General features: G+C 53.6%; 27 protein-coding genes and 1 other RNA gene. 2 read left to right on the forward strand and 26 right to left on the reverse strand.

Annotation, left to right across the window (positions count from 1 at the left end; all coding sequences use genetic code 11):
• Window positions 1-12: 12 nt before the first annotated feature.
• The 22 genes from flgK to J7M22_05090 form a co-directional block, all read right to left on the reverse strand.
• Entirely contained in the window at window positions 13-1,329 is a 1,317-nt protein-coding gene (gene flgK / locus J7M22_04985) for a flagellar hook-associated protein FlgK (GenBank protein MCD6505964.1), read from the reverse strand.
• A 2-nt stretch (window positions 1,330-1,331) separates the two neighbouring features.
• On the reverse strand, window positions 1,332-1,793 hold the full coding sequence (locus J7M22_04990) for a flagellar protein FlgN (protein ID MCD6505965.1): 462 nt from the start codon (window positions 1,791-1,793) through the stop codon (window positions 1,332-1,334).
• A gap of 11 nt (window positions 1,794-1,804) precedes the next feature.
• A complete protein-coding gene (flgM, locus tag J7M22_04995; protein MCD6505966.1) occupies window positions 1,805-2,104 on the reverse strand; it encodes a flagellar biosynthesis anti-sigma factor FlgM in 300 nt (99 codons plus the stop codon).
• Between the two features lie 89 nt (window positions 2,105-2,193).
• Window positions 2,194-4,011: a methyl-accepting chemotaxis protein gene (locus J7M22_05000; GenBank protein ID MCD6505967.1), complete on the reverse strand. Its 1,818-nt coding sequence runs from the start codon at window positions 4,009-4,011 to the stop codon at window positions 2,194-2,196.
• A 4-nt stretch (window positions 4,012-4,015) separates the two neighbouring features.
• Window positions 4,016-4,666: a response regulator gene (locus J7M22_05005; protein ID MCD6505968.1), complete on the reverse strand. Its 651-nt coding sequence runs from the start codon at window positions 4,664-4,666 to the stop codon at window positions 4,016-4,018.
• Complete coding sequence (locus J7M22_05010; protein MCD6505969.1) at window positions 4,666-6,774, reverse strand: hybrid sensor histidine kinase/response regulator; 2,109 nt, start codon at window positions 6,772-6,774, stop codon at window positions 4,666-4,668. Before J7M22_05010 ends, J7M22_05005 begins: the two co-directional genes overlap by 1 nt.
• A gap of 4 nt (window positions 6,775-6,778) precedes the next feature.
• A complete protein-coding gene (locus tag J7M22_05015; protein MCD6505970.1) occupies window positions 6,779-7,285 on the reverse strand; it encodes a chemotaxis protein CheW in 507 nt (168 codons plus the stop codon).
• On the reverse strand, window positions 7,264-8,499 hold the full coding sequence (locus tag J7M22_05020) for a hypothetical protein (GenBank protein MCD6505971.1): 1,236 nt from the start codon (window positions 8,497-8,499) through the stop codon (window positions 7,264-7,266). Before J7M22_05020 ends, J7M22_05015 begins: the two co-directional genes overlap by 22 nt.
• Window positions 8,489-8,920: a chemotaxis protein CheW gene (locus J7M22_05025; protein MCD6505972.1), complete on the reverse strand. Its 432-nt coding sequence runs from the start codon at window positions 8,918-8,920 to the stop codon at window positions 8,489-8,491. Before J7M22_05025 ends, J7M22_05020 begins: the two co-directional genes overlap by 11 nt.
• Complete coding sequence (locus J7M22_05030) at window positions 8,904-9,254, reverse strand: rod-binding protein (protein ID MCD6505973.1); 351 nt, start codon at window positions 9,252-9,254, stop codon at window positions 8,904-8,906. Before J7M22_05030 ends, J7M22_05025 begins: the two co-directional genes overlap by 17 nt.
• Before the next feature lie 5 nt (window positions 9,255-9,259).
• On the reverse strand, window positions 9,260-10,372 hold the full coding sequence (locus J7M22_05035; protein ID MCD6505974.1) for a flagellar basal body P-ring protein FlgI: 1,113 nt from the start codon (window positions 10,370-10,372) through the stop codon (window positions 9,260-9,262).
• Between the two features lie 7 nt (window positions 10,373-10,379).
• Window positions 10,380-10,979: a flagellar basal body L-ring protein FlgH gene (locus J7M22_05040; GenBank protein MCD6505975.1), complete on the reverse strand. Its 600-nt coding sequence runs from the start codon at window positions 10,977-10,979 to the stop codon at window positions 10,380-10,382.
• Window positions 10,951-11,946 (reverse strand): flagellar basal body P-ring formation protein FlgA, encoded by a 996-nt coding sequence (gene flgA / locus J7M22_05045; GenBank protein ID MCD6505976.1) that lies wholly within the window; start codon window positions 11,944-11,946, stop codon window positions 10,951-10,953. The genes J7M22_05040 and flgA overlap by 29 nt, the downstream gene beginning before the upstream one ends.
• 6 nt (window positions 11,947-11,952) lie before the next feature.
• A complete protein-coding gene (gene flgG / locus J7M22_05050) occupies window positions 11,953-12,738 on the reverse strand; it encodes a flagellar basal-body rod protein FlgG (GenBank protein MCD6505977.1) in 786 nt (261 codons plus the stop codon).
• A gap of 12 nt (window positions 12,739-12,750) precedes the next feature.
• Entirely contained in the window at window positions 12,751-13,512 is a 762-nt protein-coding gene (gene flgF, locus J7M22_05055; GenBank protein ID MCD6505978.1) for a flagellar basal-body rod protein FlgF, read from the reverse strand.
• Window positions 13,513-13,707: 195 nt separating this feature from the next.
• Entirely contained in the window at window positions 13,708-14,445 is a 738-nt protein-coding gene (locus tag J7M22_05060) for an ABC transporter ATP-binding protein (protein ID MCD6505979.1), read from the reverse strand.
• Between the two features lies 1 nt (window position 14,446).
• Entirely contained in the window at window positions 14,447-15,103 is a 657-nt protein-coding gene (locus tag J7M22_05065) for an ABC transporter permease (protein MCD6505980.1), read from the reverse strand.
• A gap of 31 nt (window positions 15,104-15,134) precedes the next feature.
• Window positions 15,135-15,526, reverse strand: an RNA gene (gene rnpB, locus J7M22_05070) — RNase P RNA component class A.
• A 177-nt stretch (window positions 15,527-15,703) separates the two neighbouring features.
• Entirely contained in the window at window positions 15,704-16,753 is a 1,050-nt protein-coding gene (rlmN, locus tag J7M22_05075; GenBank protein MCD6505981.1) for a 23S rRNA (adenine(2503)-C(2))-methyltransferase RlmN, read from the reverse strand.
• A gap of 23 nt (window positions 16,754-16,776) precedes the next feature.
• On the reverse strand, window positions 16,777-18,006 hold the full coding sequence (locus J7M22_05080; protein MCD6505982.1) for an exonuclease SbcCD subunit D: 1,230 nt from the start codon (window positions 18,004-18,006) through the stop codon (window positions 16,777-16,779).
• 3 nt (window positions 18,007-18,009) lie between these two features.
• On the reverse strand, window positions 18,010-18,708 hold the full coding sequence (locus J7M22_05085) for a response regulator (GenBank protein MCD6505983.1): 699 nt from the start codon (window positions 18,706-18,708) through the stop codon (window positions 18,010-18,012).
• Window positions 18,709-18,731: 23 nt separating this feature from the next.
• On the reverse strand, window positions 18,732-19,043 hold the full coding sequence (locus J7M22_05090) for a hypothetical protein (GenBank protein MCD6505984.1): 312 nt from the start codon (window positions 19,041-19,043) through the stop codon (window positions 18,732-18,734).
• Between the two features lie 180 nt (window positions 19,044-19,223).
• On the opposite strand from J7M22_05090, the gene J7M22_05095 reads away from it, so the two are divergent.
• Window positions 19,224-19,967: an N-acetylmuramoyl-L-alanine amidase gene (locus tag J7M22_05095; protein MCD6505985.1), complete on the forward strand. Its 744-nt coding sequence runs from the start codon at window positions 19,224-19,226 to the stop codon at window positions 19,965-19,967.
• On the opposite strand, the gene J7M22_05100 is transcribed toward J7M22_05095, so the two are convergent.
• Genes J7M22_05100 through J7M22_05115 form a run of 4 tightly spaced genes read right to left on the reverse strand, consistent with a single transcriptional unit; the run spans window position 19,964 to window position 24,654 of the window.
• Complete coding sequence (locus J7M22_05100) at window positions 19,964-21,901, reverse strand: hypothetical protein (GenBank protein ID MCD6505986.1); 1,938 nt, start codon at window positions 21,899-21,901, stop codon at window positions 19,964-19,966. The genes J7M22_05095 and J7M22_05100 overlap by 4 nt on opposite strands.
• 23 nt (window positions 21,902-21,924) lie before the next feature.
• Entirely contained in the window at window positions 21,925-22,731 is an 807-nt protein-coding gene (locus J7M22_05105; protein ID MCD6505987.1) for a hypothetical protein, read from the reverse strand.
• Window positions 22,732-22,744: 13 nt separating this feature from the next.
• The gene (locus tag J7M22_05110) at window positions 22,745-23,851 is read right to left on the reverse strand and encodes a DnaJ domain-containing protein (protein MCD6505988.1); all 1,107 of its coding nucleotides are present in this window, start codon (window positions 23,849-23,851) and stop codon (window positions 22,745-22,747) included.
• On the reverse strand, window positions 23,848-24,654 hold the full coding sequence (locus tag J7M22_05115) for a 4-hydroxy-tetrahydrodipicolinate reductase (protein MCD6505989.1): 807 nt from the start codon (window positions 24,652-24,654) through the stop codon (window positions 23,848-23,850). Before J7M22_05115 ends, J7M22_05110 begins: the two co-directional genes overlap by 4 nt.
• Before the next feature lie 292 nt (window positions 24,655-24,946).
• Between J7M22_05115 and J7M22_05120 the strand changes: the two genes are divergently transcribed.
• A complete protein-coding gene (locus J7M22_05120) occupies window positions 24,947-25,861 on the forward strand; it encodes a radical SAM protein (protein MCD6505990.1) in 915 nt (304 codons plus the stop codon).

Genomic DNA, 25,861 nt, shown 5'->3' on the forward strand with positions numbered 1-25,861 from the left:
TTTATCCCCTCCTTATTTCATGTTTATCAGGCTCTGAAGCAGCTCATCGATCGAGGCGACGAACTTCGCCGCCGCCTGATAGGCTCTCTGGAACCTTATGAGGTTTGTCAGCTCTTCATCCAGAGAGACGCCGAATTCGCCCTGCCGATACGTTTCTATCTGTCGGAGCAGTATCTCGTTGTTCTCCGCCTCCCTCTCAGCCTGCGCCGTTTGGGAACCGATCAGTGCCACAGTCGATGCGTGGTATTTATCGAACTGATCTCGCAGTCGGGCGATCGCCAGAGCGATGGAATTATCACCAGGGGAGTCCGGCTGACCGGCCGCCGCCACCTTTTCAGGGGCATCGACAAGGTCAGGGTTTACGGTTATGTCTGAAGCATTCTCACCCGAGAAAAACGGGATCCCGCTTGACCCGTCAAGCCCATATCCGGAGGAATGAAGCTCGTTGACCCTCCGGACAAGCGAGCCGGCCATCTCATTTATCCTCCCGATCATCCCATCGAGTTTATCTCTAAATTCGATCAGTCCTCCGATCTCACCGGAGCTTATCTGAAGGGAGTTGCCAGCGAGAGTGGGGATGAGATTTCCGTTCGAGCCTTTCTGCAGCTCGATGGCGGAGCTATTGGCTCCCTCGACGAGCGTCACGCCTCCGATCCTCACGCTTACCGTCCCATCGCCCTTCTCCAAGTAACCGATCGATGCGAGCCTGGAAAGCTCGTCCAGAGCCATCTCCCTCCTATCCTGCAGATCAGACGGATTTCCACCGCCTCGAATCAACGAGGCGATCTTCACGTTTAACTCGGCGACCTCCTCGAGCAGATCGTTGACTCTGGAGACCTTATCCTCAATCGTATCGTTCAGGACCGATCGAATGGAACTCAGCGAGGAGCTGATCTCATTTAGCTTGTCGGTCAGAGCGAGGGCGGACTGGACAAGCGATATTCTCGTCGCGTTCGACTCAGATGAATTGGCCAGATCGTGCCAACTGTTCCAGAACCTGTTCATCAGATCGGTCAAGCTCCCCTCTCCATCGGCCCCTACGATTCCCTCCACCTGTTCCAGATATCCGGTTTGGACATCCCACTTCCCAAGGAGAGCCGCCTGTTCCCTGTATTTCAGGTCGGCGAATCTATCTCTCTGACGGGATACCGTCTCCAGATCGACGCCTGAAGGTATACCGGACCGGGGCATGGAGGGTTTCAGATCGGGTTTCTGGCGCGTGTAGTTGGGGTTCTCGACGTTGGAGATGTTATGGCCCGTGATGGTGATAGCCGATTTATAGGCGTTAAGCGAACGCCTTCCTATTTCCAGTCCACTTATGAGCGACATGGCTAAGCTACGTCACATATCAGGTTGCCCTGACCTGGTATGGCGCCCGCTGAGATAAAGATCTGAAGGGCGCCGGTTATATACTCGATGGACTTATCTATGAGATAGGAGTTATCATCGTTTAACCTCTTTATCTCGGCCACCAGTTCATCTATCCGATCTCCATATCCGGCCAGCATCGTCGCGTATGGCTCCTCGACCACGTCGATCAGCTTCCTCAGGGTGACCCCTTCAAAGGGCAGGCCCAGGAGCTCGGCAAGTTTCCTGATCAGAACCTTTCTCGCCTCCTCCAGCGCTTTGAGCTCGAGGATGATCGTGTTCTGATGCTTCAATACCTCGTCCAACTGATCGACGTTGTTGGAGGCGATATGCCCTCGTTCCTCCCGCATGAGCTCCACCAACCCCGAATAACGGTCGACCTCTCTGGAAAGTATCTCGATGAGTTTACCTAACAGCCGGTGCATCCCATCACCCTTCAAGCCAGGATGTCGATGGCATGTTCTATCATCTTCTGGGCGATCTTTTCGGGCTGAATCCTGTAAAGCCCGTTTTCAATCTGATTTCTTATCTGCTCCACCTTCTCGGCCCTCTCCTCGGGCATGGTCTGAGCCATCTCCTTCGCCCGATCTACCTCTTTAACGGCCGGAGACAGCTCCACCACATCGGTTTTACGATCGGAAGGCGATCTCTGGGTCTGACCGGTTACCTCCTCCTGTCTTACCGGTCGGGTCTTTCTCATGTAGATGTTGAGTATGTTGCCGTTGACTATTTTCATACCGCTGACCTCTCCTGGAAGTGCTATTTCGATGATCGAGAGTTGCCCTCCTGCACTTTTTATCGGAATAATTGTATCATATCTTTAGGTTAAATTCCCGTCAGATGTGTATCTATGGCTTCCCTCAGATCCTCGGCCAGTTCGTTCAAACTTTGAACGGCGGATTCTATCTGTCTGGTCTTATCCAAATTCGCTTTTGTAGTCTCGTTAATGTGCTGGATGGCGGAGGTAGCCTGTTCGATACCGATCCTCTGCTGAGATATGGCGTTTGCTATGTTTTCGGCGGAGCTCGCCGATTCATCTATTATCTCCGCCAGATCCCTTATAACCTCTCCGGCTCTATTGGCGAGTTTTATGCTTGCTTCAGCCCCTCTGGTTCCCTCCTCGGTTATCATCACCGCTGAGTTGGCTGCTCGCTGGATATCGGAAAGGATCTGTTTGATCTGCGTCGTAGCGCTCTGCGATTGCTCGGCTAAGCTCCTTATCTCCGAGGCGATCACCGAAAACCCCCTTCCGTACTCCCCCGCCTTTGTCGCTTCTATGGCGGCGTTGAAGGCCAGCAGTCTGGACTGCTCGGCTATATCGCTCACGGACGTCGTTATCTCCGCTATCGACTGGGTCTGCTCGCTGAGGGAGAGTATGCTTTGCGCTATCGATTCTATCCTCTCCTTCATACTGTATGTGTTCTCTATCATCTCCTGAACCACCTCTCTGCCGGAGGAGGAGATATCCACGGCCTTCCTGGCCACTTCAAGCACTCCTTGAGCTTGCTCGCTTATGCTCTGTGAGGTCTGATGTATCTCCTCCATGGTTGCCGTCACCTCGTTTATGGCGGCATACTGCTCAGCGGTATTGGAGGAGTGCTGGGAGGCGGCCTTCAAAACCTCCCCACTCATCTCCGACACCTTATCCGCCGCCTCCTTCAGTTTGGATATCATCCCTCTGATGGATGAGGCCATCCCGTTGAACGTCTTGCATAGCATCGCCAGCTCATCCTTCCCCTTGACCTCCACCTCAACGTCTATCCTGCCCTGGGCCAGCTTTTCGGCCGCCTCGGTCAGCCTGCGGATAGGAAAGGCGATTCTAATGACCATCGGCAAGACGGTGAGTATCGAGAGGAGAAGCAAAGCAGCGCAGCTTGACACGATCCCGAGTTTGAGCCTCCTCAGCACCGAATACACCTCATCGCTCTCTATCTCGCTGACGATGCCGAGGTCATACCGCGGAAGCCATCTCCCGCTCAGGATCACCTTTTTGCCGGAGGGAGAGCGCCTTTCATCCCATTTTATTTTCCCTTCAACCTTCAACCTTTCGATAAATCGACCTTCAGGTTTCGCCGTACCTTGAGGTGAGACCACTCCTTCCTCTGAGATGATATGGATATTACCGCTCCTGCTGAACTTAAAGCCCTTCATGAACTCCTCCACCACCTCCCTACCGAGTTTGGCGATCAAGACCCCTTTGGAAGCGGAGGCTGAGAGGAAGAGATCGTTCCGAACGATATATGGCCCCTCCCTCCCATCGATCTGCCGTGCGAGATTTGTGGGGATTTCATTTGTTCGGATGCCCGCCAGTATCGTTCCATTTCTGTCCACCACCGCTAAGGCGGTGAACTGGTTCCCCCCGATCGAAAGTATCTCTTCAACCTCCGATGGTCTAGCTTCACCGGATAGCAGCTTTTCCACCTTGGGGTCAGAGGCGAGTTTTCTCAGCAGATTAAGCTCGCTGTCTATCCACGCGTTGAAGGTGGTTTTCCCACCCTCGACAGCTTGATCTATGATATACTCCATCTCCTCGAGAACGACCCTTCGCGAATATTCATAGATAACGAATCCCAGAACAGTTACCAGGATGAGGGGAAAGAGCACTGAGCGAGCAATGGCCTTCTGATATAGGTTCTTAAACATGTTCTCACCTCTCCAGATCGAGCATTTTAGTATCACCCAGATACGGTTTAGTCACCACATCCTTCAGGTTGGCTGCTTTTTGAATCACCTTGCTGATCCTACCCGCCATGTCCATTATGGACCGGACCCTCTCTTTTATCTCGGGATCGAGTGAGTCGCCCTTTGTGAGAATAATCTGGCAGTTTCCTATAATACCGGTCAGAGGGTTGTTTATCTCGTGGCTCATGGTTACCACAAGGGCCCCCACAGCAGCCAACCTCTCAGCCTTGATGACTCTATCCTGCAGTTTCTTCATCCTCAACGATGCCTTCACCCTCGCTGAAAGCTCACGGTCGTTGAACGGCTTGCTGATGTAATCATCAGCACCCAGCTCCAAGGCCTTCGCGAGGCTATCCACATCTCCATATGCGGTCAGCATGATCACCTGCATGCTGGCGAGTTCATCCCTATTTCTGATTTCCTTGAGCAGATCAAATCCATTTTTCATCGGCAGATTTATATCAAGCAGAACCACGTCCGGTTTCCAGTTCAATATCCTCTCCCAGCCCTCCTCTCCGTCGAAGGCGGTTTCCACCTCATATCCCTCTCTCTGAAGCAGGAGCTGCGTTTTAAGGGCCTGAGTCCTGCTGTCCTCGATTACAAGTATCCTATCCATCATATCAACCTCTCTATCATTTCAAGCAGTTCCTCCTGGTTGAAGCCGCTTTTGATGAAGTATGCGTCGGCACCGACCTCCAATCCCCTGCGCCTGTCCTCCTCCGATTCCATGGAGGTGACCAATATCACAGGTATATCTTTGAGGTCGGAATGGTTCTTTATCCAGGAGGTCAGCTGAAACCCGTCCATGTTTGGCATTCTGACGTCCGAGACGACCAGATCGCAACTTGCTCTGCGCAATATCTCCTTTGCTTCTACGCCGTCCTTGGCCGTTACGACGTTATATCCGGCCGATTCGAGTATGTTCCTCTCAAGCGTCCTGGTGGTGATCGAATCCTCCACCACCAGAATCGTCTTGGGTTTAGCCTTTTGAAGCAGGGGTGAGATCGAGGTGCTTCCCAATTTGCAGGCGGTTCTTACCAGGTCCATCGGGTTGAGCACGATCAGCACTCTACCATCCGATGAGATCGCTGCCCCCGAAACGTTTCTGATCCTCACCAGCGGTCTGGAGAACCCCTGAACCACGATGTCCTGTTCAACGACCAGATCATCCACCATGATACCCACAGCTCTGCCCCCAAATCTCAGTATCAGAACCCTGATCTCCTCCCCGATATCTCCCCCTTCCAGTTCAAGTAGAGCGGAGAGCGGTATCAAGCTCACCAGCGACTCGTTATGTCTTATGAATGATCTATCCCCTATCTCCACCATTTCGCTCCGTTTTATCCTAAGCGTTCTGTCGATGTAGGAGGCCGGGATAGCATATCTGTCACCGTTCACCTCAACTATCAGTACCTTTGTGATCATCAAGGTAAGCGGCAGACTGAGCGTAAACCTGCATCCTTTCCCCAACTCGGTATGGACGGTTATTGTCCCTTTAAGTGATTCCACCTTACGCCATACGACGTTTAGACCGATACCACGTCCGGATATCTCCGTGACCTCACTTGAAGTGGAAAGGCCCTGCTTGAAGATGAGGTTCAATATCTCCTCCTCGCTCATCTCCTCCGTTTCCTCTATTAAGCCGGATTTCAAGGCCGTCTCCTTGATCCGTTCCAGGTCTATGCCCCGACCGTCATCTTCCACCTCGATTATGACTCTATCGCCATGTCCCCTCGCCGAGATCCGGATCGTTCCATACTCCTCCTTCCCGGCTTTAACCCGTTCCTGAGGCCTTTCTATGCCGTGATCGATAGCATTTCTCAGAAGATGCATCAGGGGTTCCCGTAACTCCTCCAGTATTCGTCTATCTATTTCGGTATTTCCGCCGATTTTCTCCAGCCTGACTTTCTTACCTTCCTGTTTGGAGATATCCCTGACCATCCTGTCAAAGGAATCGAAGAGAATGGAAAGCGGTTGTAGCCTGAGCGATTTGACGTCCTCGTTGAGTTCATCCGACAGCCTGGAGATATTTCGGCAGATGGACTCCATATCATCGAGAAAATCCCTGTAGGTTCCTATAATTCTCTCCAGTCTTTCAACCCCATCGCGCCTCTCCTCCTGAAATTTTCTGTGGATTCTCTCTATCTCCTTTAAGATATGATACCCCGATCTGAGATATTCCTCCCCGCTGATCTTGGCCGCTATTATCTCGCCCACCCTTTCCATGAGGCGATCGAGTTTGGAGATATCGACGTACATCATGCTTCTGCCGGCCTTATGTGAAGGTGTAAGTTCCGTGCTGAAACGATCGTCGGGCTTTATCTTTTCTCCACTCTTGGCCTTTTCGTTTACGCTCAGAAATGAGTCGACTTTATGGGCAAACTCGTTCGCGTTGAACTCCTCATCGCCGAGCATAGCTGAGATCCCATCCAACCCCTCGTAGATCAGATCGGCAAGGTCGTCGGAGAAGGGGATATCGCCTGATTTAAGCGCTGAAAGGAGAGCCTCAATCTTATGTGCCACGGCCGATATATCGTTAAGCTCGACAGCCCTGGCCGCTCCTTTCAAGCTATGCGCCTCCCTGAACAGCTCCTCCAACATCTCCTGATTCACCTCGCCGCGTTCAAGGGCGAGGATCATCTGGGTTATCCGCCGGATATGTTCCTCCGCTTCGGCCTTAAATGTCTCCATCAGCTGCTGCATCATTTGATCCTCCGATAACATCCTCTCATACCTCCTCCATGACGATCAGCCTATTGCCTTTGAGGAGTTCTTCCAGATTCAGGATAAGTACACCATCCTGGGTGATACCGTCGATGAACTCCTCGTTCGATCTGATCGATCCGGCTTCGGGTTTTGAAAGCTTTTCGGGCGCTCCCTCCACGCCGAGTATATCGGCGGCCGGGATTCCAATCTCTATCCCGTCCGATCTGATCATAACGACGACCCTATAATCCTCCTCCGCGCTTTCACCCATCAGGGCCGATATATCGATCAGAGGGCACACCCTGCCGTTGACGTTGATCGCTCCCAGAATGAAGGGAGGGGTGCATGGGATCGGGGTTATGGTGCCGAGCCGGTATATCCCGTCTATGAACTTCACATCGAAACCCAGTCGCATCCTCCCTATCTGGAAGACAGCTATCAGGTCCCTGTCGATCGGTTCAGGTTCTTCGGGAGGCCTGGCATACAGATGTGCTCTCTGCTTGAGTATCAGTTCGGCGTTTTCTCGCATTTGATGCCTCCACATGAGCTCAGCAGTTTCCTCTGCATCCTAACCGCCGCCAGGAGCTCGCCGCATCTCAATTCGCCCTCTCCCGGAACGGGTTCATCTTCATCTCTCATCCGCAGTAATCTTTCGGCCAACGAGAGGTGTTTCATCGCCTTTTTAACCTCCCCCCTGCATCGGTAGAGGTTGGCGATGTGGAAGTGGGCGGCGGCGAAGTCCATATCCAGATATAAAGCCCGTCTGAACATCTCCACCGCATCACAGTTGAAGCCTTTCTCCTGGAATATCAACCCCAAAAGGTAATACGCATAGGGGTCCATCTGGTTTTGTCTGATGTATCTCCTTAACAGCATCTCAGCCCTGGCGAGGTCGTTCCCCCTTAAAGCGATAACGGCATCCTTCAGCTCCACGCTTGAAGGATCGGTCGTCTCTGCCCTCTTCGGCAGACGAATGACCTTACCACCACGTGAGGAGAAAGGCTTGCGATAGACGAGGGCGTTTTCGAAGAAGACCGGTTTGAATCTCCTGAACCAGACCCCGTTGAACTCCCCGGGCCCTACAAACAGCCATCCACCCTCCCTTAAGCTCCTGTGAAAGCCGTTGATGATCCCTCCGATCACATCTCGATCGAGGTAGATGAGCACGTTTCGACAGAATATGATGTCCAACCCTGTGGGATATGCGAAGGTGTCCATCAGATTCATCACTCCGAAGGATACCCTTCCTTTGATCTCGTCACGTATTCTGTATCCGTTTTCGCCCAGTTGAACGAAGTATCGATCTATAATCCCACCCGGCGTGTTTCTAAAAGACCACTCGGTGTAGATCCCTTCTCTCGCCCTTTTGATGGCCTTCCGGCTGAGATCTGTGCCGAGGATGCTCACCTTCCATCCCTTCTGATAGAGGCCGTATCTGTCGATTGTCATGGCGATCGAGTAGGGTTCCTCCCCTGTTGAGCAGCCAGCGCTCCATATCGAAAGCCTCTTATCCTTCTTGGATCGCTCGAGGATCGGCAGAACCTCTTTGAAGAACGCGTCAAACTGGCCTTGATCCCTGAAGAAATAGGATTCCCCGACAAGCACCTCATCCAGTAGCCTTGAGCTATCGAGCTCTCCTATCCTTTCGATCTTCGATCTTATCGCGCCCCGTTTGAGCCTTTGCATGTCAAGCCCATACTTATCCCTCAGCATCCGTATGATCCTATCCACATTATACCTCATCTTTCACCATCTCCGTTATCGCCTTGGGATTGAGGATCGGTATCATCTCGTCCTCGACCCTCGCCATAGCCGATATGAGCTCGGGGGATACCCCCTCGACGACGTTCGCCCCTTCAACCCTGATAATCTCCTTGAGATCATCCACAATCACCCCCACGAGTGGGCCTCCGTCCTCGATGAAGATGATCATCTTTTGTGGATCTACCCCTCTGGGCGGTAGATTAAGCCTTGGCGAGATATCCAGCAGATGAGCCGGTCTGCCGTGTAGCACGACCATACCCAGACAACTCTCCGACTTCGATTCAAGAGGGGAAAAGGCCATCATCGGCGTTATCTTGACGACAGAACGGACGGGGATGGCGAAGCAACTCCGTTCTATCGTAAAACAGAGAAACTCTCTCTCCTCATGCTTTCCCCTCATAGCTTTTCCCTCCCCTTATTCTCCCGATCATGTTTCTGTATATCATCTCCCCGAGTCCTATTCCCCTGCGGGCAAGCAACCTTGAGAGTTCCCTATCGGCCATGGAGGTGTAGAGTTCTCCTATAAATCCCGAATCGAGCAGCCCACCTTTGGGGATTGTCCTTCGCATCTCCCTGAGCAGCAGGTTGATGAATATGGACTCGAACTCATGGGCGAGGCGTCTCAACTGCTGAGGTGTGGGTTTTTGGGAGCTTGCGGCCCGGAGGAGCCGCATATCGGCATCTAAAAGTTCGGTGTTTATAAGCTTGCTTTTAAGGGTAAGATCCATCTCCATCTTACTCACCTCACAATGAGCTTCGCCTGTAAAGCCCCCGCCTTCTCGATATTCTGTAGGATCGCTATCATGTCTTGAGGGCTGGCACCTATGGCGTTGAGAAGTTGAACGAGCTGCCCTATGGTGGCGGTCTCCTTTAAAAGAGCGACGGAGCCGGGCTCTTCAGTGACGTTCATGCTTGTCTGGGGAACTACCACCGTCTGTCCCTGGCTTTCAGGATAAGGCTGTGAGACCTTGAAAGCGGTGGATATCTCCACCCTGATATTGCCGTGAGCGACCGCGACGGTGGATATCTTAACATCCTTGCCGATCACCACAGTTCCCGTCCTCTCGTCTATCACCACCCTGGCGACCGTGTCCGGCTCAACCTCGACGTTTTCGACCTGGGAAATGAACTGAACCACCTTGTCCTTGTATTCATCCGGCAGAGTCAGCCTGACCGTAGCGCTATCTATCGGCGTCGAGATATGCGAGCCGAATTTGGAATCTATCGCCTGAGCCACCCTTGTGGCCGTGGTGAAATCGGGATTGTCGAGCACCAGAACCAGATACCTGTCATCTTCCAGGAGGGAGACCTTCATCTGAGCCTGAACTATGGCGCCTCCGGGGATATGTCCGACCGTGGGATGGTTCTTCTGAGCCTTAGCGCCGATGGCCGAGAAGGAGTATCCGCCGACGGTTATCTCGCCCTGGGCGACGGCATAGACCGTATCGGGGTCATAGAGATTCCTCATAGGGGTGGGTAGAAGCGTCCCGCCGAGGAGGCTTTTGGCATCCCCTATCGACGAAACGGTCACGTCGATCCGACTTCCGGGCTTGGCAAAGGGCGGAAGCTTCGCCGTCACCATCACCGCAGCGACGTTCCTCGATCGGATCTGATCGGCCGATATGCTCAGTCCCAGCCTCTGAAGCATGTTGCTCATCGACTGAACCGTCACCTGACTGCTGGAGTCGCCTGTCCCGTTTAAGCCGACCACCAATCCGTAGCCGAAGAGATGACCCTCGCTTACGCCCTGTATCTCCGATATATCCTTGAGTCTGACGGTCTCAGCCACCGCCGCCATGGGGATCAGGATCACAAGTAGAAGCGAGAAAACCCTCGTCTTGCGCACCGCCATCACCTCCTCAGAATATCCACAGCCAATCCAGCAGCCTGCTCAGCAAGCCGGGTTTTTGTTGTCGCGAGATCATCCCTTTCCCCTCATATCTTATCTCGCCCTCAGCAAGGTTTATGGAGAGAACGGTGTTCTGCGGTGTGATGTCCACGGGGCGGACAATCCCTTTGACGGAGATTATCTGCTTTTCCCCGTTTATCACGATCTCTCTCGTCCCCTCGATGACCAGATTGCCGTTCGGCAGGACCTCCTTGACGACGGCGGCCACCTCGGCTTTCAACTCTCCTTCGGTCGAGATGGAGCCGCTGCCGGAGAAGGTGTTCTCGGATGAGAGGTCCACCCCCTTGGCTAAGGGATTATATTTCAGCCACGGGAAGGTGCTGACAGCTCCTTTCTTGCCGGAGGTTCTGGAGGTTTTTGCAGATGAGGTTTTTTTGGCGGAGGCCGATTCGACGACCATCACTCTCACGATATCGCCCACCTGATACGCCTTGTTATCGGTGAAGAGCGATATCTCACTCAATTTGCCGGGCTTTCCAAAGGCCAATCCCGTCAGGATCAGGAGGCAAAGCAAGATACATTTAACGCTCCAACGTTTTACGTTCAACATTTCCTTCCCCTCCCAGACGGACCATCACCACGCCTGGGCTTATCACCTCGGCGCGGATATGTCTTTTTGAGCTGAGATTCTCAACCTCTATTACGTCGCCGAGCTTCCCGTTTTCGACGGCCTTTCCTCTGGCCGTGATCCTTATCATCCCATATCTGGCCACGATCATCACCACATCGCCCCGTCTGACGATCACCGGCAGACGGAGATCGGACCGTTTGATGAACTCTCCCTTTCCGATCGATCGGGAAGGTATCTTACCTAGAACATCCCTTACCTTTTCAAAGGCATCCTTTCCCTCAAGCCCTATCATCATCCTCTCCACCTTGACCATATCCGCTGAGATCCTCTGACCGGCCCTGATGGGTTTAACGGCCACCACCACATCCCTCTCCACCCTGACGCGGGCGAAGATCGACGTCTCCTCGGCCGTCTTCCCGTCCACCATCACTTTGATCCTGAACCATCCCCAAAGCGGATCATCAGAGATGGAACGGACGAAGATGGATACCTTTCCCTCCGGCACGAGCAAATCCCTCACGGGCGTCGTCGGAATAATGCTCACCCTTGCAGGCGATCCCGTCTCTCTCTTCAGGAATTCCTCGAGGGCCTTCATCAGCCGTTCGGCCTTCACCCTCTGATAGCTCCTTTTGACTAGGACCGATCCTCCCTCTATCTTAACCGATCTGAGATCGATCCCCTCCCTTTCCAACATCGTCTCGACATGTGCTCTGCTGATCCTATAGCTCTCTCCGGGACGCGGGGCGGAGATCAGAGTCACGGCTTTAAGCCTTTCCGCCTCGGCTTTGGTATCCGCCTCGATATGGGCGATCTCACCCAGGGTGATCTCCCCGCCCTTCACCTCCGCCTCATTCATCAGCTTGACGAGGGCGTTGGCAGGGGTGAGGGAGGGGAGGAGGAGAAGGAGTGAGAAGATGATCGGCGCTATTATCCTTAGGGTTCTCACGGCTCATCACCTTCTGAGGTTATTTGCTATGTTCAACATCTCGTCGGCCGCCTGGATCGCCTTTGAGTTAACCTCATAGGCGCGCTGTGATATGATCAGGTTGACCATCTCATCCACGATCTTCACATTGGACATCTCCAACATCCCCTGTTCGATATATCCGAATCCGTTCTCGCCGGGCTTTCCGGAGATCGGCTGTCCTGAGGCCGCTGTCTCCTCGTATAGTCCTCTGCCTATGTGATGTAATCCCGCCGGGTTGATGAACTTCACCAGTTCTATCCTGCCGATGACCATTCCGTCCGGTTGATCCGGCAATTTGACCTGAACGGTGCCGTCCTCGGAGATGAAGACATCTGTGGCGTCTTTGGGAATGATTATCTCCGGTTCAAGCGGCAGGCCGTGCGCCGTAACTATTCTGCCTTGTGCGTCCTTCTTGAAGGCACCGTTTCGCGTGTAGACGGTAGCATTGCCGAGCTTGATCTTGAAAAACCCGTCGCCTTGAATGGCGAGATCGAGCTTATTTCCCGTCTCCTGAAGGTCACCGACGGTGAATATGCTCTGTGTGGAGGTCAGCTTCGTTCCATGGCCCAGCTCTATTCCCGTCGGAATCTGGGCGTTTGAGATGTTCATGGCCCCGGCCGGCTTTACGACCTGATAGATCAGATCCTCGAAATCCGGACGTAGCCTTTTGAAGGCTATTGTATTGACGTTTGAGATGTTGTTGGCTATGACGTCCATATTGGTCTGCTGTGCCTTCATTCCTGAAGCGGCGGACCAAAGCGCTCTCAGCATTTTCGATCCCTCCTATGCTTTGACAAATTCGCTGAGCTGTTGAACTGTCGAGTCGATGGCCTGGATCGCCTTTTGATAGCTCTCGTAATTCCTGAGAGCCTCTATCATCTGAACCATCTCTTTGACGATATCGACGTTTGAGTCCTCCAGGTAACCCTGCAGCACCTCGACGTTGGGCGGTAGAGGTTGGAGGTTCGATGGGGCGACCAGCAGCCCACCTCCTTCCTTGCTCAACCCGCCACCGCCTCTGGTCGGGGGGAAATCGACGATCAGGAATCTATCCACAACGCGACCGTTAACCCTGATCGTTCCATCCTTACTCACCTGGATCTGCGATCCTACCCCCAGGTTTATCGGCCCGTTCTGCCCCAACACCTTATACCCGTTCCTCGTGACCAGATAGCCGTTGGCGTCGATCGAAAAACGCCCATCGCGCGTGTATCTGACACCACTCGGCGTTTGAATCGAGAAGTATCCCTCGCCGTTTATGGCGAAATCCAGCGGATTTCCGGTTTGTCTGAGACTCCCTTCCGAGAGATCCACGCTGTATCTCGTCAACATCATCCACGGCATCTCGCCGGCATTTCGCAGGGGTCTGGAGGCGAGGATGATCCTCTGAGGTGGGACGTAGTTCGTCGGCAGAGCGAGATTGAACCCTATCCTTCCTTTCTTATACCCGATCGAGTCGGCGTTCGCAAGGTTATTGGCTATGACGTCGAGGCGCATCTGCTCGTAAAGCATACCTTGAGCGGCCTCATAAAGCCCCCTCACCATCTGACAACCCTCCTATAGAAGGCGATCAGCCGTCAGCGCTCAACCTGATATGCAATTAGCATGCCAGCAGGGGAGGATGGTTGGACTCAATGAGGGTTAGACACAATATCAGTTGATAGGGTGAGATTTCACGGAAAGGGGGGATCGGGCTTGGGAAATTTTTTCCGTCTGAATGGAGGCTTGTAGGATGCCTCTTTACTCCTCAACGGTGCCTACCACTATATCCATTTCATCTCTGTTCTTGATCTGCTCGATCAAGCCATCTCTGATGAAGATTATCCTGTCGGAGACGTCGATCATCTTCAGATCGTGGGTGGCCGAGATCACGGTGACCCCTCTCTCCTCGTTCAGCCGTTTCATAAGGGTGATGATCTCGCGGCCGGTCTTGAGGTCCAGGTTAGCGGTTGGCTCATCGGCCAGGAGTATGGCCGGATCGTTGGCTAAAGCTCTGGCTATGGCGACCCGCTGCTGCTGCCCTCCCGAAAGCTCATAGGGTTTATGATGAACCCTATGTCCCAGCCCGACCATCTCCAGTAGCATCTTCCCTTTCTCCTCACGCTCTTTGCGCGGTATGCCGGCGAATATCATGGGCAGGGTGACATTCTCCAGAGCGGTCATAACGGGGATCAAATTAAAGGTCTGGAAGATATAGCCGATCTTGTGGCATCTGAGCCAGGCCAGCTCATGCGTATCCAGCTCGGACATATCCTGCCCTTCGATATAGACCTTACCGTCGGTGGGTTTATCCAGCGCGCCGATCATATTGAAGAGGGTGGATTTCCCTGAACCTGATGGGCCCATGATGGAGATATATTCACCACGTTTGACCTCGACGGATATTCCCCTTAGCGCCCTGACAATGGTGTTTCCCATTTTATATTCTTTGACTACGTTTTCCGTCTTGATGACCACATCGTCGGCGACCGTTGCCATATTACACCTCCACTCTCATCGCCTCGGCCGGTGGCAGTTTTGCAGCCTTATAGGAAGGACCCGCCGCGCCGATGACAGAGAGGATCATACCCACGATGGAGGCAATGCCTATTATCGCCAGCACCTTCAATCCGGGGAAGTACCAGAAGGTATCAAGGCCGTAATCCTTCAGGTTCATCAACACGGCGGCCAGCAGGCCGATTATCGCCCCTATGATTGCCCCGGCCAGACCTTGGAAGCCGGATTCTAACAGGAAAAGCTCCACGATGAATCTATCCAGGGCACCGAGACATTTCATGGTGCCGATCTCCCTGAACCTCTCGGTGACGGCCATGAGCATCGAGTTAGCTATGCCGACTACGCAGACGATCAGCGACATCGTGATAAGCCATATCTGCTGGGGCGATATCTCCCCTTTGCTTTGGGCCTGCTCTTCCATCGAAAAGGCATCCACAGCCTCCTTGCCTCTATTGGCCTCGACGCTTGAGGATATCGCCGCTCCGGCTAAGACCGAAACCAGGAAAGCGATTCCCAAAAACACGCCTGCGGTGGTGATGATCGAACGCCAAAACCTTATCCTGAGGCTTTCGAAGCTGATTTTAACCGCCTCGCTCAGCGGAAGTTGAATTTGTCTTCTTATTCCCCTCTCCTGAGCCAAAGGGCACACCTCCGATGGGAAGGTTTATTGGCACCGGAGCAGGTCTATAAGCCGAATTCTGTTCCCCGCGTCGGTCGCCCGGCGCGGGGCGGCGATCATTCATCTGGGACCAGCGTTGCCGCTGGCCTCAAGCGGCCATACCCGGGAGCTTCGGGCGGGCCATCCCATGCTCCCCTATTTGGCCTTGCTCCGGGTGGGGTTTGCCTAGCCGACCGTGTCTCCACGGCCGCTGGTGGTCTCTTACACCACCGTTTCACCCTTGCCTGGCCCCTTTCGGGGCCTTCGGCGGTCTGTTCTCTGTGGCACTTTCCGTCGGGTTACCCCGCCTGGGCGTTACCCAGCACCCTGGCCCGAGGAGTTCGGACTTTCCTCACCCGCCCCTCATTTAGCTTGAGAGACGGGCGCGATCGCCCGACCTGCTCCGGATGCCGACATAAATATAGCATTATATCAAACTTGAGTCAAGCATTATATCGGACATCCCTCGAATCGGAACCGCCTCAGGGGGCAAGATGGATGAGGGTCATCCTCCGCTCGGAGGATAACGGAGGCGCCGTCTGGTTCGACGACGTGGAGCTCTTAAGAATCCGCTAGATCCCATCAACCTGTCTGATATCTGGCCCTGAGCTGTCCGCAGGCGGCGGATATATCCGCTCCTCGGCTGAACCTGACTGAGGCGACGAAATGCCCTTCTTTAGCCAGTATCGACCTGAACTGCTCCACCGTTTCGATATCGGGCGGCTGGAACTCCACTCCCTCGGCCGGGTTGAACGGGATCAGGTTAAACTTGGCGGGTTTGCCACGGAAGAGCTTCACAAGCCTGCGGGCATCCTCATCGCTGTCGTTAACCCCCTTAAGCAGGACATACTCTATCGTGAAGAGCCTTCTGACCCTGCCGTGCCATTCCATAGCTGCATCGAGCACCTCTCGGATCGGATATCTCCGGTTTACGGGCATCAACCGGTTTCTGGTCTCGTCATCGGAGGCGTTCAGCGAGATCGCCAATCCCACCTTCATACCCTCCCGCGTGAAACTCCTCATCTGGGGGACAAGCCCACATGTCGAGAGCGTTATCTTACGTGCGGGGAACATCAATCCCTCGGGCGCCGTCATAAGCCTGAGGGATTTCATCGTCTCGTCGTAATTGGCCAACGGCTCACCCATCCCCATCAGGACGAGGTTCGTCACGAACCTGATCCTCCCGATATCCCTCTCAACCTCCATCAGTTGGGCTATGATCTCCCAAGCTTTGAGGTTTCGGATGAGGCCGATCCTACCGGTCTGGCAGAACCTGCATCCCATCCCGCATCCGACCTGGCTCGAGACGCACAGGGTCACGCGGTTTCGGTCGAACATCAACACGCTCTCTATGCGGTTTCCGTCTTCAAGCTCAAACAGATATTTGGTCGTCCCGTCTATGGAGGATCGTTCTTTGGCGATGATCTCGAGATGAGGCACATAGGCCCGATCTCTGAGCAAGGCCCTGAACTTCTTGGACAGGTCGGTCATGGCGTCGAAGTCATCGATTCGCTTGTGGTAAAGCCACACCATGATCTGTCTGGCGCGATACCTGGGTTCGCCCCAGCTTTCAACCAGAGATTCGAGCTCCTCCCTGGAGAGCCCCATCAGGTTGACCTTATCCGTCATCATCGTTGCTATGCTTTGCGATCGCCCTACATCATTCTGGCCGAAAGCCTTTTGATGTAATCAACGATATCGGCCGGATCGGATCTGGATCGGACCATGGATTTCAGTTCCAGTGCCGCCTCCACCAGTTCATCCGCCCACTCGGCGTATTTGCTCTCCTCGATCAATCCCCTTAGTACTTCTCTTTCGATCTCCTCTCTGCCGGAAATCCCCGGAATCTGTGATGGTCCGGAGATCAGGTTGGCGTTATTGATCACCTCAACCGCCAGGCAATCTTTGTTCCGCGTGATCCCCGCCTTGATCTCCTCCGAATCTATATCCATAGCGTTAAATTTCACCCGCCCAACGATCACCAGTTGAACTATAGGCCTGTCCATCGAGGAGAGCCTTGCCCAATCTATCTTTTTCATCACCATTTCGACCGTGGAGTCGGGATCGGGGGCGTTTGTAACGTCTATTTCATCCAGGTAGATATCCCTTCTCCGGGAGGGGACGAAATCGGCCTGAAATCCATTTTCGCTCACCCTCACGTGATAAAATCCCTTTTCATAGATCGCCTCGTCTACGTCGACGCACTCCGGAGCGCCGGGATTGAAGATCCAGCCGTCGATCTCATATCTTCTGTGTAGATGGCCGAGGGCGAGGTAATCCACTTTCCCGCGCAACGCATCCATCTCCTCCTCATCCAACGCGCCGATCTCCGATCCCATCATGCTTCTGACACCTGCATGGAGCATGACGAGTGTGAAGTGATCCCTCTTATCAGGGAGAATTTGAGCCAGTTCTACTAACCTCCTCCCCGTCAGAGCGCCCAGATAACCGAGCCCATATATCCTTACCCCGCCGATCTCCACCACGGCGCCGGTCCTGGAACTTTCGTCCCATGGCTTGAGATCGAGCCTTCCCTCCTCGTATTGCGGTTTCAACAGGATGATCAAATCCTCCTCGGCCAGGTATCTCATCCACGAGACCCTATCGCGCCGGAAGGCCCTGTCGTGATTGCCCTCTATAGCGATGACAGGGATGGAGCTGTCTTTGAGCCTTTTCATGTGATATGTGGTTTGGATGAGCGTCTGGGCGTTGATGTTACGTCTATCGAAGAGATCACCACATATCAGCAGGAAATCGACCTCGTTTTCAACGGCGTAATCGGTTATCTGACCGAACGCCCTGCCGAAATCCTCAAACCGTTCCTCGCTGTTGAACTGCATTCGGCCCAGATGCAGATCGGCACAGTGGAGGAAGCTGACTTTCATGTGCTACCTCGGACTCGACGTGAATTCCCTTCCAAACCTCTGGAGATCCGTCCCTTCCGGGACGCAAGATCGATCACATGCAATTCCCGTTTGTTCCACGGGACAGACCTCCCTTCGGGTATACAGGATATTGCGCATGCAGGTGATAAGCTTCGACATATCGAGAGGCTTATAGAGATAGCTGAAACAACCCATCTGTATGGCTGTTCTGATCCAATCGGGACGCTGCGGGCCGACGATGATGAGCTTGACCGTGGGAAAGCGCCTCCGAATCCATCCTATCAACCGCCATCCTGGAAATCCGGGCATCTCCATATCTATGACCGCCCCCCGGAACTTGGTCATCTGCATGTGCCCGAGCACGGACATGGGTGAGTTGGCAGCTATCGCCCTGAACCCCTCGGCCCTGACGGCGTTCACCGCCTGGCGTCTGATCCATCCCTCTGATATGGCGATCAGCATGTCGGCGGTGACCAGCTTGCCGCTCAGAACCTCGCCCTTATACCAGAGCCTGACGGGTTCCGTGTGATACTCCACCTGTAGATTTAACCTCCTCCTGACCGGCTCTATCACCCGTCTACGCGCCTGCTCGATCCTTCTCTCAAGCTCTCTCCACCTCTCCGAGGAGTGGCCGTAAAAGGGAGGCTTAGATCTAGGCGGTCGCAGCGGCGGAAATATGTCCCTGTTATCCCTTATTCTCATCGGATCTACCTGATCTCCTCGATCTATTTCGGCGACACCGGTCCTTTGCCTTTAAGGGCTGAGTTTATCTCCTCTGCCGTTTCAACCAGACCTATAATTCCATCCTTGATCGATTTCCTCATCATATGTGCGGTCATCCTCGTGAGTGAATCCATCGATTGAAGGGTATCACGCAGGGCGTTAAGTCCGAAATCCCTTAATCTCCCTTTCACCTCTTCGGCGGAGTTGATTCCCACGATCGCCGTGTTTTTCCCCGTCTCTATAGCCGCCACCGTTATCTCCTGTAGATCCTTCAGAATCTGAAGGGTCTCGTTTTTCAGGTCCAGGTTTATCATCTCGTCTCACCCCGGCTTATAATGGTGCATACTCAACTTTAAAATATTATACCAAAGAGCTGGCCAAAGATAAAGTGTAAACGGGTGTGCCATTACCACAAGGGCTTGACAAGATCGTGATATGAGCTTATTATTTTACCGTCATCCCTCATTCGCTAACGTGAGCCACGGAGTGGAAGGATGAAATTAACTCTGTCGCTTTCGGCCTTCATTCTCTGTCTCTGTCTCATCGCCTTCGCTGGTGAAAACGGTCTGTTCGAACTTGGATATGTCGTGATCGATCCCGGCCACGGCGGAAAGGATCCGGGCTGTGTCAACAGATGGGGCGTGATGGAGAAGGAGATCAACCTGAAAGTTGCCCTGCTTTTGAAAGAGGTGATCCGGAAGGCGGGGATATACCGGGTGTATCTGACCCGTGAGGATGACAGGAAACTTTCATTGAGCGAGCGAGCGGAGATAGCAAATAGATTTCCTGCCAATCGAACGCTGTTTATAAGCCTCCATTGCAACTCCTCACCAAATGGCAAGGGCGAGGGGATCGAAACCTATGTGTTCGACCTGGAAGCCAGCGATAAGTTCGCCGAACAGGTGGCGGCGAGGGAAAACGCCGAGGAGAAGGTTGATCCGCTTAAGTTCATACTCAACGATCTGCGTCACCGATCATGCGCCCCATATAACGATCTTGCCGCCAGATCCGTGCAGAGCGCCTTGGTTCGGATTCTCAAGGCAGGCGACAGAAAGGTGAGGAAGGCACCCTTAAAGGTGCTGGCCGACGTCAAGATGCCCGCTATCCTAGTTGAGATGGGTTTTCTATCGAATCGAAACGAGCAGAGAAAGCTTAGATCACGATCATATCAGAGGTTGATCGCCGAAGCGATATATGCCGGGATTAAGGCGTTTGCCCAGGAAGCAGGGACCCTTTAGGGCCACGGGAAGAATGGAGCTGGTGCTCCGGTCAGCCAGCTTATACCGGTCCATAAAACGGCCATGCTGAACTCGCCGAAGATCATCCCCAAGAAGAAAGGTTTCAGCTTCAGATATTGCCTCATTCCGCCGTATCTCATAACGGGATATTTGATCAGCCATGCGACGAAAACGGGAAACCAGAAGACGATCATCGTCCAGGAGGCCGAGAGGGCGTATCCGAGAGGATGAAAGGGCCACCACCAATACAGCGTCCTCATGATCGCCAGAAAGGCCGTCACGGCGACGCCGGCGAAAAAGGGGATCAGATACTTCGGGTTGGCGCCCGTGTGTATCCCGGCGGCAGCGGATGCGTAATCCCGAAACGCCCAGATCGGATTCCCCCTATAGACGTAGCTGTACATGTAGTTGGCACCGTGCCGATATGGAAGGTATAGGTGTATCGTCGCGGATGCTACAAGCGCGACCAAAATGGCCACGCCGAAGACGGGCAGTAACGCCCTGCGCTTTATCTTCACACCATCGGCGAACTTCAGGCTGTCGAGGAATCCCGTCAATATCAGTCCCCTCTGATCGCGGGTGAAGATCGCATCGAAGAAGGAGAGGAATGTCACGCTGTCCCCCCCGAGGCTCGCCTTGTCGCGAAACATGACATAGAGATCAATGGGCCTGAACGACGTTTCGGTCATCAACATCCCTCCCTCAGCTACGCTCCGAGCCATGACGATGGCGACGAGGAACATGTAGATCGCCAGTTCGAAAAGGGCAAACCACATCGTCAGCCCGGCCCACCAGCACCATATGACCGCCAGCCCAAAAGAGAGGATCAATCCCCATACCGCCATCCTATAAGGCAGTAGTTCGTTCGAATCCTCCTCACCGTTACCCCCTGCGAAAGCGCTCTTCAAAACCGCCCTGAGATGGGGAAGGCTGACGTAGATCAGATATGCTATCAGGACGAAGTAAGCCCCCGCCACTTGATATCCTATGTAGCTGCGCGTCGGGTAAAGCGGCATGTTGCTTATCCTCTGTCCCATCGCAGCGGCGACGATGTCCTGAACCCTGGTCATAACGAAGAAAAACCACAGGCTGAAAAGCAGTTGGACCGGCAGAAGATAAAAGAAGCCTATGGCGGCGAAGGATATGAACGCCGGCGTGTAGAACATGGCGTTGAAGGGCTTCTCGGTAAAATACCGGTTCAGATATATGTTCAGGTTCAGGTGAGGCACAACCGGGCGGATGTTGTGTAACCCGTTCAGCGAGAAGATGAGAACCGGTATGGCGACCCCGATCCACATCAACCTGTTGCTGAAAAATCCGTGTGTCTCGGAATCTCTGACGAACTCAAGGGGAAGCTGCACAAGCGGGAAGGTCAGCTTCTCATTATCCACCCATTGTCTCCTCAGTATGGAGGCCAGGCATAGAAAGCCGAAGAAGATCAGAACCACCATCACCCCCCACGTCAGAAGAGGCGGGATCCACTCCCTCCAGGGGATGGGCTGATTGGGATCTATGTTCTCGTAGAATGAGACCGCTATCGGCTGTGATCCGCCCTTTGTCACGTCAAAGGGGACGAGCTGCGGCCTCATGTTCTTGAAGAAGATCTCAGCCCACTCGTTGGATTCATTCGCATAGTAATTAACGGCGATCAGTGCGGGGATGAGCTTCTCCATCAGCCCCCTTGAGGAGATCATCGAGGCGAGAAGCATCATGCAGTATATGACCATCAGCTCCTGTTGGGATAAACTCAACCTACGGTTGAGCTTGCCTGCCAGGCGATTCAGGACGATTATGAAGAAGAAGAGGCCGATCACGGCGGGCGGAAGCTGGAGAAATCCGATCTGGATATAGGCGATCACCAGTTCGGCGTAGGAGACCACAAAACAGGTCAGGACAGCGAACAAAATTCCTAAGACCAAAGCACGAAGCGACATCTGGCTCCTCACAGCCGACAGCCTCACTGAGGCCTCGATTTCGATCGAGCTTCCGCCAGAACCTCATCCCATAGGGAAACCACCCCATCTCTCAACATCACGACCTTTTGCCTTCTCACCTCCGCTTCGGCCTCCATCGTTATCCTCTCCCCAGCCACAACCGGAACAGAGGTATAACCCGCCTTTTTTAACAGTTCGGCCCGTCTCTTCGCCCTTATTACATCTCTCTCATCGACGACCGATGAGACCTCCACGACAAGCCAGATCATCTCCTCTCCTTCCACGTCGCGGGGTTGACCGCTTACCACCATATCGGTGAACAATACATCTCTGAGCTCCTCAACGGGCAGTTTACCCTCAAGCGTATTCGCCAGATCCTCACGGGATATCACCCTGGTCTTTCGCATGACATGACCGAAGTATGCGGGCGCTTTTTCACGGTATTCCAGTTCCAAAGTTCGGCCGTCAACCTTGCTGAGCTTATCCCATATTCGCCCCTGATCCTCAGCCAGATACCGTATCTGCTCCTCTGTTCTGCGCTGGGCTTCGGTCAATTTCTCAATCGTTTCCTCAAGCCGACCTAACCTCTCCTCCGTTCTACGCTGAGCCTCGGCCAGTTTCTCGACCGTCTCCTCAAGCCGTCTCAGACGTTCCTCCGAGCTCTGCTGAGCCTTCGTCAATTGTTCGATCGATCTGGATAGTTGCCGAACGGTTTCGGGCAAGCTTAACAACTCCTCCGTTAGAAGCAACCGCCTGAGTTCGGCTTTCCATTCAGGGTGTTCATCCAATAGTTTTACAAGGCCCATATAATCCTGTGCCGTGAAAGTCATCTTCAACCTCCCTCTAGTTCAGGGAGCGAAATCGCTCCAGAAGCCTTCTCTGTTCGGGCGTGAGGTTTTCGGGTATGACGACGTTGATCCTGACGTATTGATCCCCACGAGAGCCATCCGGTTTCGGGAAACCCCGTCCCCGCATTCTGAGGATCGATCCGGATTGGGTTCCGGGCGGTATCCTGAGCCTTGCCCTTCCGTCCAGCGTTTTAACCTCCACCGTCGCCCCCAAAGCGGCATCGACGAAGCTCACGTCGAGTTCACAGTAGATATCATCTCCCTCCCTGCGAAGAGGTTCATCCTCCTTAATCCTTATAACCGCGTAGAGATCCCCCCTTCTCCCCCTGGGATCGAGCCTGCCCTGTCCTTTTATCCTTATCCTGGTTTTATCCCTGACGCCCGGCGGTATTTTAACCGATAACCTCTGAGGCGTCTCGATCGTCCCCAGTCCACGACAGGTAGGGCATGGATGGGTGAGAATGAAACCCGTCCCGTCACATACAGGACATGGGCTGCTCTCCACCGAATTTCCCTTCTTCATGAACACATTTCCGGTGCCCCCACATCTGGTACAGGGTTCCAGTGTGCTATCCGCTCCCCTGCCGGAACCGCCACATGAGGGACATATCTCCTCCCTGCGTATCTCGATCACCTTCTTGGTCCCTCTGGATGCCTCTCTCATAGTGATGGTGAGCTCGACCGTTATATCGCCTATGTTCCACTGGCCTTTGGGCGCTTTTCCCTTCATAGTGTTAAGGAATGAGAGAAATAGCCTCCCCAACACCGACGAGCTTGTTCTGGGAACACGTATGGTGATTCCACCCAGCAGATCCCTGAGGGGTCTATGGTGATGCGGTCGTTGTGGACGTTCCGTCCTTCGCCTGCTCCCCCTTCGTCCCGAACGCTCCGAACGTTTTCTATCGTACTCCGCCCTTTTATGGGGGTCCCCGAGCACGCTATACGCTTCGCTTATCAGGCGAAACCTCTCCTCGGCCGATCTATCACCGGGATTTTTATCCGGATGATATCTGAGCGCCAGCCGCCTGAAGGCGGCTTTTATCTCCTCATCAGTCGCCTTGGGTGAGAGTCCTAGGATTTCATAGTAATCCTTTATGCTCACCCGAAGAGAACCTCCTGTATATCGTGAATACCTTTAGATGCGTTGACAACCCATTTAGCGGCTCTGAGCGCCCCTTTCGCGAAGGCCTCGCGGCTATGAGCGCGATGTATGATCTCGATCCGTTCGCCCTCCCCGGCGAACAGCACCGTGTGATCACCGACCACATCCCCGCCTCTGACGGCGTGTATCCCTATCTCGCGTCTGCTTCTTTCGCCGACGAGTCCTCTCCTGCCGTAGACGGCAACCTCATCCAGATCCCTCGCCAGCGCCTTGGCTATCACCTCAGCCAATCTGAGAGCGGTGCCGCTGGGGGAATCCTTCTTTCTGTTGTGATGGATCTCCACTATCTCGACGTCATAATCATCTCCCAATATCCTGGCAACTTCGGAGACCATCCTCAAAAGCACGTTAACGCCGACGCTCATGTTCGGGGCTATGACGCAGGGGATCTGCGATGCGAGCTCCTCAAGCCTTTCGCGCTGTTGTGGGGTATATCCCGTAGTGGCTATGACCATCGGCTTTCCGGCGCGAACCGCCTCCTCGAGATGTTTGAGCGTGGCCTCAGGGGTGGTGAACTCTATCGCCACGTCAGCCTCTTCAAATAGCTTCGCCAACTCCGTATCAGGCGATATCTTCACTCCCAAGCTCCCGACCCCGGCCACCTCCCCGGCATCCCTACCGACTTCAGGGTGTCCCGGATATTCGGTCGCGCCTACAAGTTCCATCTCAGGATCACGGTACACGCCGGAGACGATCATCCGACCCATCCTTCCGGCCGCGCCGTTGGCGATCACCTTTACCATTTTGAGTTCCCTCTCAAGCCGTTGGAGGTTGATTCTCAATTCTTAATAATACCACAAAATCTCAGCTATGGTCAACGCCGATCCCTGGATTTCCTTAGTATTGACCTTGATTATCAACATCTGCTATACTATAATCCGAGATTACTCCTTAGAAAGTTTCCGATATGTTCAGATATGCCTTCGATCGGCTTGGGGAGCTGGCGATTTTATAAGGCTGATAGAGATCTTAGCCGATCAGCTGCGGCCTAGGGACAGATCGCTCGATCGGAACGAGGGGGTAGAGGTGAAAGACATGAGGTTTATTCCCGCCTATCGAAAACTCAGCGATAAGGAGTTCAGGGATAAGGTTGAGACGGCCAGGGAGATGCTCGCTGAATGCAGGCTTTGCCCGCGGGAATGCAGGGTGAACCGGCTGGAAGGCGAGGTGGGAGTTTGTCGTTCCGGCCTTCAGGTCAAGGTCTCAAGCGCCGGCCCGCATTTTGGTGAGGAACCGGAACTGGTCGGTATAGGTGGATCGGGAACCATATTCCTCACCAACTGCAACTTAAAATGCATCTTCTGCCAGAACTATGAGATAAGCTGGCTCGGAGAGGGATATGGATGCTCTATCGAATCGATCGCTCAGATGATGTTATCCCTTCAGAGACGAGGATGTCACAACATAAACCTCGTCACTCCGACCCACTTCATGCCTCAGCTGTTGGAAGCGATATATCTCGCCTCCAAGGAGGGATTGGAGCTGCCGATCGTCTACAACTGTGGGGGATATGAGAGCGTTGAGGCGCTGAAGATACTAGATGGGGTGGTGGACATCTATATGCCGGATCTAAAATACGGCGATAACGCCTCCGGAGCGAGATATTCCGGCGTTAAAGATTACTTCGACAGGGCGAAAGAGGCCATCAAGGAAATGTACAGACAGGTGGGGAACCTACAGGTGGATGGGTTCGGGATAGCCAGGAGAGGGTTGATAATCAGACATCTCGTCATGCCCAATAACGTCGCTCGGACAGACAAGGTTCTCAAGTTCATCGCCTCCGAGATCTCCCCTCATTCCTATGTTAACGTTATGGATCAATACCGTCCAACCTTCAGGGCCAACTTATATCCGGAGATAAACAGAAGGATAACGAGATCGGAGTATCTTGAAGCCCTCAGCCTCGCCAGGAGTTTGCTCGATTGGCAACCGGAGCGAGAGAAGAAATAA

The sequence above is a fragment of the Candidatus Poribacteria bacterium genome, from assembly GCA_021162805.1.
GTDB lineage: Bacteria > Poribacteria > WGA-4E > B28-G17 > B28-G17 > JAGGXZ01.